An 11,351-nucleotide genomic window follows, 5' to 3' on the forward strand; every position below is an offset into this window, starting at 1 on the left:
GGTTTTTCATGTCTGCTGGGCGCAAAAGCCGGGCTCAGATCCCCATGTTCGCCAGGCTTTGCACGATGGAGCGGAGCGTGCCGGCCAGTGTCGGATGGCTTGCCTCGAAGCGCTCCACAGCCAGGTTGACGTTGTCCATCAGGGTCTCGTCGGCCAGCGCCTCTTCGTTGGCCAGCTGCAGTTCGATGTCCTTGATCAGGGCTTGCAGCGATTCGCGCTCTTCCGCGTTCAGCGGCGGCTGACGTTCCAGCTGGTCGCGCAGGGCCTGGAGTTCTTCCTGGAGGCGTTGTGTCGGCATGGTGGTGTCCTTCTGCGGTACGTACCCAAAGATGGACCTCGCCCCACAGGGAAAAGGTCCATCGCCATGCCTTTGAGCTTAACTCGCCGCGCGCACCCTTGCCTGATGCCGATCAACTCGCAGGAGGCGTTCGAGCAGCGGGAAGAAGTGTTCCAGCTCCGGCGTGCGCATGGCCGGGTCCTTGCCCAGGTCGTCCAGGCGGCGCAAGGTCAGTGCGTCCTGGGAGAAGGGCGCGTTGAGGAAGGCGCTGGCGCCGCGCTCGTCGAACGGCCCGCCCTGCAGCGCCAGGCTCTGCCGCGAGGCCCAGGACAGGCCGGCGTGGTACGCCGGATCGACCGCGCAGAGGTAGCGCTTGGCGGCAACGTGCAGGCGGATCGGCTGCCAGACGGATTCGGGCAGCAGCTCGCGCAGCAGGCTGGCGCCGAACTCTTCATGGCGCAGGTCCTGTTCCTCGATCAGTTCCGGGTCCTCGTAGAGGTGGCCGATGTCGTGGAGCAGGGCGGCGATCACCAGGCTGTCGGAACAGCCTGCGCGTTCGGCCAGGGTGGCGCACTGCAGCGCATGCTCGGCCTGGCTGACGGCCTCGCCGTAAGGCTCGGCGCCGTGGCTGGCGAAGCGCTCGGCCAGTTCGTCGAGGAAGCGATGGCGCTCGTGCTTCATGGTTTTTCTCCTTTCAGGCGGCGGCCGGCGATGTCCTGCAGGCAGGAGTCCAGCTCGCCCAGATGATCGATGACCGAGTGCACGCCGAGGCGGTACAGGCCCAGCGTCGCCTGGGCGCGCAGGCGGTCGCGGTCCAGGTTGCCAAGGGCATCCCAGTCTCCCGGTGCATGGCCGCACAGCGGGCCGCTGGCGCCCAGTCCAATGGTCCACAGGCCGGCATTGAGGCCCGCCTGGAGCAGGCGCGGCTGGCCGCTGACCAGCACGCAGCCGTCCAGGTGCGGACTGTCCAGTTGCATCAGCGCCTGCCAGCAGGAGTCCGGCGCGGGCCATTGGCGGCCGGCTACCTCCAGTCCGGTGGCGAGGTGGTCGTGCAGTGCGGCAGCCAGATGTTGAGCCGTGGCAGTGGGCAGCTCATCGAGCCAGGCGCAGGGCACGCCGCGCTGGTGCAGCGCCTGCAGGGCGTCCAGGGCGCCGGGTGTGGCCTCGGCGTGAACCTGCGCTGCGTCGTCCAGCGCAGCCTGGAAGCGGCTGCGTTCCTGGGGCTCGGCGCGGCGGCCCAGGGCTAGCTCCAGGGCCTCCTGCGGGGGCAGGGCGAGAGCGCTGGCCAAGCGTTCCGGCGGACAATCGGGGCACGTGCGTTGCAGGGCTACCGGCAGCGTCCTTGCGCCGAAGTCCACCAGATCGCCCGTGAGTCCGAACAGCAGGGTCGTGAAGCGCGGAAGGTCGGCGGTCGCAGGCATGGTGGGCTTTTCTGATAATTGGTCTAGGCCAGACTAGCGGGGCAATGTGACGGTCCGATGAAGTCCGCCGCCGTCTCGCTATAATCGCCGCGCCTTTCTGCGGAAGATGCCCATGCCGGTCGACCTCATGCCTCATTACCTGCGCATTCGCGACCAGCTCGCGCAGGACATCGCCAGCGCCGCCCTGACTGGACGCCTGCCCGCGGAGCGCGAGCTGGCCGAGCGCTTCAGCTGCACCCGCGTAACCCTGCGCGAGGCCTTGCAGCAGTTGGAGACCGAAGGTGTGCTGTACCGCGAGAACCGCCGTGGCTGGTTCGTCTCCCCACCGCGTATCCGTTACAACCCGACCCGCACGACGGGCTTCATGGACTACGTCCAGGCCCAGGGGCGTGTGCCGCGCACCGAGGTGCTTACCGCCGAGCGTCGGATGGCAGGGCCAGTCCTGGCGCGCCGCATGCGCTTGGACGAAGAGGCCGAGGTGATCCACATCCTGCGCCGTCGCTGGGTCGACGAGCGCCCGGTAATGCTGGAGGAAATCAGCCTGGATGCGAGTTGGTGCCCGGGCTTGCTCGACCATGGCCTGGATACCTCGCTCACCCGCGTCATGCGCGAACAACTGGGCCTGAGCCTGTCGCGGTCCGAGCTGGCCATGCATTCCACGGCGCTGGTGGAAGCGCGCGCGACGCCGCTGCAACTGACGCCGGGCTCGCCAGGCCTGTACGTCGAGCGCGCCAGCTATATCGAGGACGGCCGGCTGGTGGAGTGGGATCAGGAGTTCTGGCGTTCCGATGCATTGGAAATTGTCATCGACGCACGGTATCCGGACTGAACTGGCACTATGCTTTCAACTGGGACCAAGCGAAACGGCAGGTCGTGATCTCGAATCGAAATCCTGCGAGATCGCGCCGGGTCTGCAAAACCGTTGCGCCTCTATATACTCTGCCCGCATAGCGGGGCCGCCATGGCTGGCCCGAACGACATTCACTGGAGAATTCCCGATGCGCCCACTAGGCGTCCAATGGACGAAACGCTGCTTCAGCCTGCTCGCCGCCGCCGGCCTTGCCACGATCCCGTTCCTGGCCCAGGCCGCCAGCGAAGACGACCCGTGGGAAAGCGTCAACCGCCCGATCTTCACCTTCAACGACACCCTGGACACATACGCACTGAAGCCGCTGGCCCAGGGTTACCAGTACGTCACCCCGAATGTCGTGCAGGATGGCGTGCACAACTTCTTCGGCAACATCGGTGACGTGAAGAACCTGGTCAACGACCTGCTGCAGCTGAAATTCCGCGACGCCGGCGTCGACACCAGCCGCCTGCTGTTCAACACCACCTTTGGCCTGGCTGGCTTCATCGACGTCGCCACCCACATGGGCCTGCGCCGCAACGACGAAGATTTCGGCCAGACCCTCGGCCATTACGGCGTGGGCAGCGGCCCCTATGTGATGCTGCCGCTGCTGGGCCCGAGCACCCTGCGCGATGCCCCTTCGCTGATCCCGGACGCCTACACCGGCCCGTACCCCTACATCGATAATGTATCGGTGCGTAACAGCCTGCGCGGCGTCAACGTGGTCGATACCCGTGCCGACCTGCTCAAGTCCGAGAAGCTGATCAGCGGCGACAAATACACCTTCATCCGCAACGCCTACCTGCAGAACCGCGAGTTCAAGGTCAAGGATGGCGAGGTCGAAGACGACTTCTGATCCGCCTTGCGCGCAGGCCATTCCTGTCCTCCAGCCCGCGCCATTCGTGGCGCGGGCGGCGCCTGCTTGAACCCTTGAGCGGATGGGAGTAGTGTCTGCGCCTTGTCGCGACCGACCCGCGCCGCTGTTCCCTAGAATGAGCGCCAAACCACAACCCCGGCGCCGTTTGCCTGGATGACCCATGCACAAAGCCAGTGCCTCGCTGCTGATTATCGATGACGACGACGTCGTCCGCGAAAGCCTCGCCGCCTACCTGGAAGACAGCGGATTCAAGGTCACACAGGCCACCAACGGCCTGGAAGGCCTGAAAGTCTTCGAGCACGAACTCCCCGACCTGGTGATCTGCGATCTGCGCATGCCGCAGATGGACGGCCTCGAGCTGATCCGTCGCGTCAGCGAGATGGCGGTGGAAACCCCGGTGATCGTGCTGTCCGGTGCCGGCGTCATGAGCGATGCCGTCGAGGCCTTGCGCCTGGGCGCCGCCGACTACCTGATCAAGCCGCTGGAAGACCTCGCCGTCCTGGAGCATTCGGTCCGCCGGGCCCTGGATCGTGCCTTCCTGCGCTCGGAAAACCGCCGCTACCGCGAGAAGCTGGAAACCGCCAACCGCGAGTTGCAGGCCAGCCTGAACCTGCTCCAGGAAGACCAGAATGCCGGTCGCCAGGTGCAGATGAACATGCTGCCGGAAACCCCGTGGGAGTCAGAGGGGCTGGTGTTTTCTCACCAGATCATCCCGTCGCTGTACCTCTCCGGTGATTTCGTTGACTACTTCCGCGTGGATGCCCGGCGCATCGGCTTCTACCTGGCCGACGTCTCCGGCCACGGCGCTTCGTCCGCCTTCGTGACCGTGCTGCTGAAGTTCATGACCACCCGGCTGCTCTACGAATCCAAGCGCAACGACATGTTGCCGGAATTCAAGCCGTCGGACGTCCTCGGTCACATCAACCGCGGGTTGATCAACTGCAACCTGGGCAAGCACGTGACCATGCTCGGCGGCGTGATCGACCTGGAGACCGATCGTCTGACCTACAGTATCGGCGGTCACCTGCCGTTGCCGGTGCTCTACGTCGATGGCGAAGCCCGTTACCTGGATGGCCGCGGCCTGCCAGTGGGGCTGTTTGACGAAGCGACTTACGAGGATCATGTCCTCGATCTACCCAAGTCCTTCAGCCTTTCCCTGTTCTCGGACGGAATTCTCGACGTCCTTCCGGGGGCTACGCTGAAGGAAAAGGAGACGGCCCTGCCCGAGCAGGTCGTCGCCGCCGGCGGAACTCTGGATGGCCTGCGTCAAGTCTTCGGACTGGCCAAGTTGTCCGAGATGCCGGATGATATTGCCTTGCTGGTGTTGAGCAGGAACCTTGCATGAGTACCGGTAAAATCCAGTTCGCCGAGCAGGATGGCTCATTTGTCCTGAAGTTCGTGGGCGAAGTCCGACTGACCCTGTGTTCGGCGCTGGATGCCACCATTGAAAAAATCTTCGCCGCGTTGAATTTCTCGGCGATCATCATCGATCTCACGGAAACCCAAAGCATCGACAGCACCACGCTGGGCCTCCTGGCGAAGTTGTCGATTCTCTCGCGGCAGAAGGTCGGTCTGTTGCCCACGCTGGTCACCACCAACGCGGACATCACCCGGCTGCTGCAGTCGATGGGCTTCGATCAGGTGTTCAACATCGTCGATCGCCCGATTCCGTGCTCGGATTGCCTGACCGATCTGCCTCCCCAGGACCAGTCCGAGGAGGTGGTGCGCGGCAAGGTGCTTGAAGCCCACCGTATCCTGATGGGCCTGAACGAGACCAACCGCGAGGCCTTCCACGACCTGGTGAGCGCGCTAGAGCGCCACTGATTCGATGAGCCCCAATGCAAACCGGCGCCCTGGGGCGCCGGTTTGCATTTGCTCGTCCGCAGTTTTCAACGGTCGGCGAGCAGTGCCTCGAGCTTTTCCTGGTCGCGGGCAAACAGGCGGATGCCTTCGGCCAGCTTCTCGGTGCCCATGGCGTCTTCGTTCATCTGCCAGCGGAAGGCGCTCTCGTCCAGCACCTGGCGCGCTTCGCCTCCGCCGGGTTGCAGCGCGCGCGGCAGTTCGCCCTGGGCATCGGCCAGCTGTTGCAGCAGGTCCGGACTGATGGTCAGGCGGTCGCAGCCGGCGAGTTGTTCGATCTGGCCGAGATTGCGGAAGCTGGCGCCCATCACCACCGTCTCGTAGCCGTTGGCCTTGTAGTAGCGGTAGATGCGCGAGACGGACTGTACGCCCGGGTCTTCCGCGCCTACGTAATCGCGGTTGTTGGCCTTCTTGTACCAGTCGTAGATGCGCCCGACGAAGGGCGAGATCAGGAATACGCCGGCATCGGCACAGGCTGCCGCCTGGGCGAAGGAGAACAGCAGGGTCAGGTTGGTCTGGATGCCTTCGCGCTCCAGTTGCTCGGCGGCGCGGATGCCTTCCCAGGTGGAAGCGATCTTGATCAGCACGCGGTCGAGGCCGATGCCCTGCTGGTCATACAGGTCGATCAGGCGGTGGGCGCGCTGCAGAGTGGCTTCGGTATCGAAGGACAGGCGGGCGTCCACTTCGGTGGAGATGCGCCCCGGAATCACACCCAGGATGTCCTTGCCTACGGCGACGGCGAAGCGGTCGCAGGCGAGGCCTGCGTCACCCTGCGCGCCTTCTGTGGCGCGGGCCAGGTGCTCGGTGTAGCGGGGCAGGGCGGCGGCCTTCAGCAGCAGCGACGGATTGGTGGTGGCATCCACCGGCTTCAGGCGGGCAATGGCGTCGAAATCGCCGGTATCGGCGACAACCGTGGTGTACTGCTTGAGTTGTTCCAGCTTGGAGGTCATGGCGCGTCTTCCGTAGAGAGTGCATCGACCTTACCCGAGGCCGATGCGCCACTCAACGGGACTCAGTGACCGGCGAGAAGTTCTCCGGCCTGATCGAGCAGTCCGAGAGAATCCTTGGTCTTGTGAACGTCCACCGAAAGCAGCTGGCGGAAGCGCCGCGCGCCCGGGAAACCCTGGGCCAGGCCGAGGACATGGCGGGTCACGTGGTGCATCGCGCCGCCCTCGGCGATGTGCCGCTCGATGTACGGACGCATTCGCGCCAGGGCTTCGGCGCGGGTAATGGCCGGCTCCTGCGAGCCATACAACGCGGCGTCCACCTGGGCGAGCAGGTAGGGGTTGTGGTACGCCTCGCGGCCGAGCATCACGCCATCGAACACCTGCAGGTGCTCGCGGCATTCCTCCAGGGTCTTGATACCGCCATTGAGGACGATCTCGAGTTCCGAGAAGTCGCGCTTGAGTTGCGCGGCGATGTCGTAGCGCAACGGCGGAATTTCGCGGTTTTCCTTGGGCGACAGGCCTTCGAGGATGGCAATGCGTGCGTGCACGGTGAAGCTGCGGCAGCCGGCATCGCGGACCTGGCCGACGAAGTCGCACAACTCTTCGTAGCTGTCGCGGCCGTTGATGCCAATGCGGTGCTTGACCGTCACCGGGATCGACACGGCGTCGCGCATGGCCTTCACGCAGTCCGCCACCAGCGCCGGATGGCCCATCAGGCAGGCACCAATCATATTGTTCTGCACGCGGTCACTGGGGCAGCCGACGTTCAGGTTCACCTCGTCGTAGCCGGCTGCCTCGGCCATCTTCGCCGCGGCAGCCAGTTCTGCCGGATTGCTACCGCCCAGTTGCAGCGCCAGCGGATGCTCGCTCTCGTCGTGGCGCAGGAAGCGCGCAGCATCGCCGTGCAGGATGGCACCGGTGGTGACCATCTCCGTGTAGAGCAGTGCGTGGCTGGAAAGCTGGCGTAGGAAATACCGACAATGTCTGTCAGTCCAATCCATCATCGGCGCCACGCTGAAGCGGCGGGAGGGCTCGGGGCGGTTGGCGGCGGTTGGTGCGGCAATGGTCATCGGTACGTCGTATCTGGCTTCGCAAGGAGCGCGAAATCGCTCGCGCCGGCGGAAAGGGCGGAGATTTTACCGGGGTTGCCCGCCCAGCGCACGGAAACCGGCAGGCGGTCGAGGTCGGGATTGATCTGACAGGGCGGTCAGTGCCAGCTCAGCTGCTACCCTCTGGGTTCCTGACAGAAGGATCTCACCCGATGAAACCCCTATTGCTGACGCTTCCGTTGATCCTGCTGGCCGCCTGTACCTCGCCGGGCAAGCTGAAGGAGGAGGCGCCGGCATTGCGGCTGGAGAGCGGAAAGTCGCCTTCGGTCTATATGACCTGCCTGCTGCCGAAGTGGCAGACAATTCGCGCCTCGGCGACGGTGAAGGAAATCCGTTTCGGCTATCGGCTGTTGGTGCCGGCCACCGCGGGCGATACCGCTGAGGTGCTGTTGGAGACGACAGCGGCAGACAAAGGCAGCGACGTGGCGCTGTATCGCCGCAACGCGCCGAGCCCGGACGATGCGATTACGCAGGCGGCTCGCAGCTGTCTGTAGCGACTCAAGCAGCGTCGTATCTACCACTAAGGAACGATAGCCGTCGCGAGAAGCAGGCGGCCTAATGGCTCTGACAAGAATAATCGGGCTCCCCGGCAGCATGCCTGCTGCTCTGCGGTCGGGCCCGCCAGAAGAGAGCTGCCGCCATGGATATCGCGCGTCCGCGTATCGTCCTCATCCTTACCCTGCAGACTTGCGGCCTGGTGCTGCTGTTCATTGCCCAGGCGCTGGGCGGCTGGCCGCTGTCGTTGTGCCTGCTGCTCGCGGCGGGGCTGCTCTGGGGGCCCTGGTTCATTCGCGAAAAGAACGCGGCCGCCGGTGCGCTGGCGGTGTTGCCGGATGTCGCCGAGCTGACCCGCGAGCTGTCCCAGGGGACCAGCCGCAACGCGCTGTCCGCCGCCGGTGTTTCCTACTCGGTGCAGCGCCTGGTGGAGAAGCTGGAGTCCCAGGTGTTGGCCGCCGAGCAGATCGTCGGCAGCGCCGAGGTGATGATTCACACCGAGCGCGCCACGTCGAACCTGGCGCGCCAGGCGAAAGAGGCCGCAACCCTGGCGCGCGCCGGCAGCGATGCCGGGCGTGGAGAGCTGCAGGCGGCCATCCAGCGCATGCACCAGTTGAGCCAGCGTGCCAGCGCCAGTCGCGCGCTGATCGAGACGCTGAATGCCCGCAGCGAGGAGATCCAGCGCGTCACCCAGGTGATCCAGTCCATTGCCAGCCAGACCAACCTGCTGGCGCTCAACGCGGCCATCGAGGCGGCGCGGGCGGGCGAGCATGGCCGTGGTTTTGCCGTGGTGGCCGAGGAGGTCCGCGGGCTGGCTGGGCGCACTGCCGAGGCCACCGACGAGGTCGGGCAGATGGTCGAGGATATCCAGCGCCAGACTGGCGAGGTGGTGGAGCAGATCCGCCAGCTCACCGATGACCTGGGCCTGGGTGTCAGCCAGGTGGAGAGCACGGGGCGCCAGTTGCAGGACATCGCCGGGCTGGCCGCTACCGTGGAAACCCAGATCACCGAGATTGCCGAAGGCGCGGAGATCAATCGCAACCAGTTGGACAGCCTGTTTGCCGCCGTCGAGCAGGTGCGCGGTGACCTGCGCGCCAGCGACGAGCAGACGCACCGGCTGGCGGACGCGGCGGTGCAGTTGGAAACCCAGGCGGAGATGATCAGCGAGCGGCTGGCCGAAGTCGCGCTGGATGATTATCACCAGCGCATCTATGACCTCGCCCGCGCGGGTGCGCAGGCTATCGGCGCGCGTTTCGAGACGGATATCGACACCGGGCGGATCGGCTCCGAGGACCTGTTCGACCGCGATTACCAGCCGCTGCCCGGCACCCGCCCGCAGAAGTTCCGCACACGCTTCGACCGCTACACCGACGAGGTGCTGCCGCGTATCCAGGAAGACCTGCTGCAACGCCATGAAGGGCTGGTGTTCGCCATCGCCTGCACCGCTGAAGGTTACGTGCCAACGCACAACCAGGCGTTCAGCCATCCGCCTTGCGGCGATCTGCAGGTGGACATGCTCAAGAGTCGCAGCAAGCGCCTGTTCAACGACCGTACTGGCGTGCGCTGTGGCAGCCATAACCAGCCGATGCTGTTGCAGACCTACTGCCGTGATACCGGCGAGCTGATGCACGACCTTTCGGTGCCGATCTACGTGCGTGGGCGCCAATGGGGCGGCTTGCGCCTGGGCTACCGTCCGGAAGCCTGAGTGCTCGGATGCATGCCATCCTGAAGGAGCGAGCTTGCTCGCGAACAGCCTCGCCGTGGAGTTTGGTTGGCGAGCAAGCTTGCTCCTACTTTGAGCCGCCGAAATAAAAAAGCCGCGAAGGAGTAGGACGCGGCTTGGTACGGGCGTCCGGGAGACGCCCGCGAAAGGGTTTCAGTGATGCCCGCAGAGGGCGTCGCGGCCTTGCTCGCCGAGGATGTTGAACAGAATGTTCAGCACCACGGCCCAGATCGCAGTCATCGCAATGCCGCTGTGGGTGATCGGCTCCATCCATTGGGGCAGGGCGGCGAAGAAGTCCGGACGCACTACCGGCACCATCCCCATACCGATGCTCACCGCCACCAGCAACTGGTTGCGGCGGTCGACGATGTCCGCTTCGTGGAGGATGCGGATGCCGCTGGCGGCGACCATGCCGAACATGGCGATGCCGGCACCGCCGAGCACCGCCGGCGGAATCGAGGCGACCAGGAAGGCGGCCTTGGGCAGCAGCGACAGGGCGATCAGGAACAGCGCGGCAGCGGCGGTGACGTAGCGGCTGCGCACGCCGGTCATCTGCACCAGGCCGATGTTCTGGGCGAAGGAGGAGTGGGTGAAGGTGTTCATGAAACCGGCGATGAAGGACGCGCTGGCATCGCACAGCAGGCCGCGGCGCAGACGGTTGGGGCAGATTTCGGTCTCGGTGATCTTGCCCAGGGCGAGGAACATGCCGGTGGACTCGACGAAGATGATCACCACCACCAGGCACATGGACAGCACCGGCGCGAGGTGGAATTCCGGGGCGCCGAAGTGCAGCGGGGTGACCACGTCGAACCAGGGGCGCTGCTCGATGCCGTCGAGGCTGACCATGCCCATGCTGGCGCCGATGATGTAGCCCAGCAGCATGCCGATCAGCACCGAGACGTTGACCCAGAAACCTTTCAGGAAGCGGTTGATCAGCAGGATCACCGCCAGCACGAAGGATGACAGGGCGAGGTATTCGATGGCGCCAAAGTTGGCTGCCGCCTTGCCGCCGCCGGCCCAGTTGATGGCCACCGGGAATAGGCACATGCCGATGGAGGTGATGACGGTACCGGTCACCAGTGGCGGGAAGAAGCGCACGATGCGGCTCATGAACGGCGCAATGACCATGCCGAAGAAGCCGGCAGCGATGGTGGCGCCGAAGATGCCGGTCATGCCCACGCCCGGCATCCCGGCCATGGCGACCATGCTGCCGACGGCGGCAAAACTGGCGCCCATCATCACCGGCATGCGGATGCCCACCGGGCCGATGCCGAGCGATTGCACGAGCGTGGCGATGCCGGCGACCAGCAGGTCGGCGTTGATCAGGAAGGCGATTTCCTCGCGGGACAGACCGGCGGCCTGGCCGACGATCAGCGGGACGGCGACGGCGCCGCCATACATCAGGAGAACGTGCTGGAAGCCGACCAGCAGCAGCTGCAGCAAGGGCAAACGCTGGTCGACAGGCGAGCCGGTATGGGAGCGCTCAGTTACCACGGACATGCAACACCTCGGTTTTTATTGTTGTCAGTCGCTGGTTGCCGGACGGGCACGACAACCGGGAAGTACTGGCCGATCTCACCCCCGGGGCCGAGCGGGTGAAGCGGTGCGGGACTTTATAAACGCGATGTGTATTACGTTCAATCGATTTTTGTATACAACTCGCTGGTCACGTTTCGTCTCTATGGTACTGCAGGGCTCTAGGGCGCGTGTTCTCTGGCTTTGGTGTTTTTGTAGCCATTGGTCGAGTGGACTACATTTTTTGTTTCAGGGGGCGCTTTTCGTAGGAGCGAGCTTG

12 protein-coding genes are annotated in these 11,351 nt (G+C 64.9%); 6 read left to right on the forward strand and 6 right to left on the reverse strand.

Translation table 11 applies throughout. The features are described 5' to 3' along the window. Positions 1-34 precede the first annotated feature (34 nt). The 3 genes from AC2T4A_RS15410 to pcrP form a co-directional block, all read right to left on the reverse strand. A complete protein-coding gene (locus AC2T4A_RS15410) occupies positions 35-298 on the reverse strand; it encodes a DUF4404 family protein (protein WP_024763885.1) in 264 nt (87 codons plus the stop codon). 78 nt (positions 299-376) lie between these two features. Continuing rightward, positions 377-958 carry a phosphonate degradation HD-domain oxygenase gene (locus tag AC2T4A_RS15415; RefSeq protein WP_236170775.1) on the reverse strand — a complete coding sequence of 194 codons (582 nt, stop codon included), beginning with the start codon at positions 956-958 and terminating at the stop codon, positions 377-379. Beyond that, a complete protein-coding gene (gene pcrP, locus AC2T4A_RS15420; protein WP_416748485.1) occupies positions 955-1,698 on the reverse strand; it encodes an HAD superfamily inactivated hydrolase PcrP in 744 nt (247 codons plus the stop codon). Before pcrP ends, AC2T4A_RS15415 begins: the two co-directional genes overlap by 4 nt. A 112-nt stretch (positions 1,699-1,810) precedes the next feature. On the opposite strand from pcrP, the gene AC2T4A_RS15425 reads away from it, so the two are divergent. From AC2T4A_RS15425 to rssC, 4 genes are all read left to right on the forward strand, one after another. Next, on the forward strand, positions 1,811-2,527 hold the full coding sequence (locus AC2T4A_RS15425; RefSeq protein ID WP_486741116.1) for a UTRA domain-containing protein: 717 nt from the start codon (positions 1,811-1,813) through the stop codon (positions 2,525-2,527). 169 nt (positions 2,528-2,696) lie between these two features. Next, complete coding sequence (locus AC2T4A_RS15430; protein ID WP_416748481.1) at positions 2,697-3,401, forward strand: MlaA family lipoprotein; 705 nt, start codon at positions 2,697-2,699, stop codon at positions 3,399-3,401. A 181-nt stretch (positions 3,402-3,582) separates the two neighbouring features. Continuing rightward, complete coding sequence (gene rssB, locus AC2T4A_RS15435) at positions 3,583-4,767, forward strand: two-component system response regulator RssB (protein WP_416748479.1); 1,185 nt, start codon at positions 3,583-3,585, stop codon at positions 4,765-4,767. Further along, the gene (gene rssC, locus AC2T4A_RS15440; RefSeq protein ID WP_017517513.1) at positions 4,764-5,246 is read left to right on the forward strand and encodes an anti-sigma factor antagonist RssC; all 483 of its coding nucleotides are present in this window, start codon (positions 4,764-4,766) and stop codon (positions 5,244-5,246) included. Before rssB ends, rssC begins: the two co-directional genes overlap by 4 nt. A gap of 65 nt (positions 5,247-5,311) precedes the next feature. Here the strand turns inward: rssC and tal are convergent, their stop codons facing one another. Next, the gene (gene tal / locus AC2T4A_RS15445; RefSeq protein ID WP_486741117.1) at positions 5,312-6,232 is read right to left on the reverse strand and encodes a transaldolase; all 921 of its coding nucleotides are present in this window, start codon (positions 6,230-6,232) and stop codon (positions 5,312-5,314) included. A 62-nt stretch (positions 6,233-6,294) separates the two neighbouring features. Beyond that, positions 6,295-7,299 (reverse strand): tRNA dihydrouridine(20/20a) synthase DusA, encoded by a 1,005-nt coding sequence (gene dusA, locus AC2T4A_RS15450; protein ID WP_486741118.1) that lies wholly within the window; start codon positions 7,297-7,299, stop codon positions 6,295-6,297. A gap of 191 nt (positions 7,300-7,490) precedes the next feature. On the opposite strand from dusA, the gene AC2T4A_RS15455 reads away from it, so the two are divergent. Both AC2T4A_RS15455 and AC2T4A_RS15460 read left to right on the forward strand, forming a co-directional pair. Continuing rightward, complete coding sequence (locus AC2T4A_RS15455) at positions 7,491-7,832, forward strand: hypothetical protein (RefSeq protein ID WP_416748473.1); 342 nt, start codon at positions 7,491-7,493, stop codon at positions 7,830-7,832. Between the two features lie 488 nt (positions 7,833-8,320). Next, entirely contained in the window at positions 8,321-9,538 is a 1,218-nt protein-coding gene (locus AC2T4A_RS15460) for a methyl-accepting chemotaxis protein (protein ID WP_486743685.1), read from the forward strand. A 171-nt stretch (positions 9,539-9,709) separates the two neighbouring features. On the opposite strand, the gene AC2T4A_RS15465 is transcribed toward AC2T4A_RS15460, so the two are convergent. Then, complete coding sequence (locus AC2T4A_RS15465; RefSeq protein WP_486741119.1) at positions 9,710-11,056, reverse strand: nucleobase:cation symporter-2 family protein; 1,347 nt, start codon at positions 11,054-11,056, stop codon at positions 9,710-9,712. Positions 11,057-11,351: the final 295 nt, after the last annotated feature.

The organism is Pseudomonas sp. PVC-3-1, from assembly GCF_057444315.1.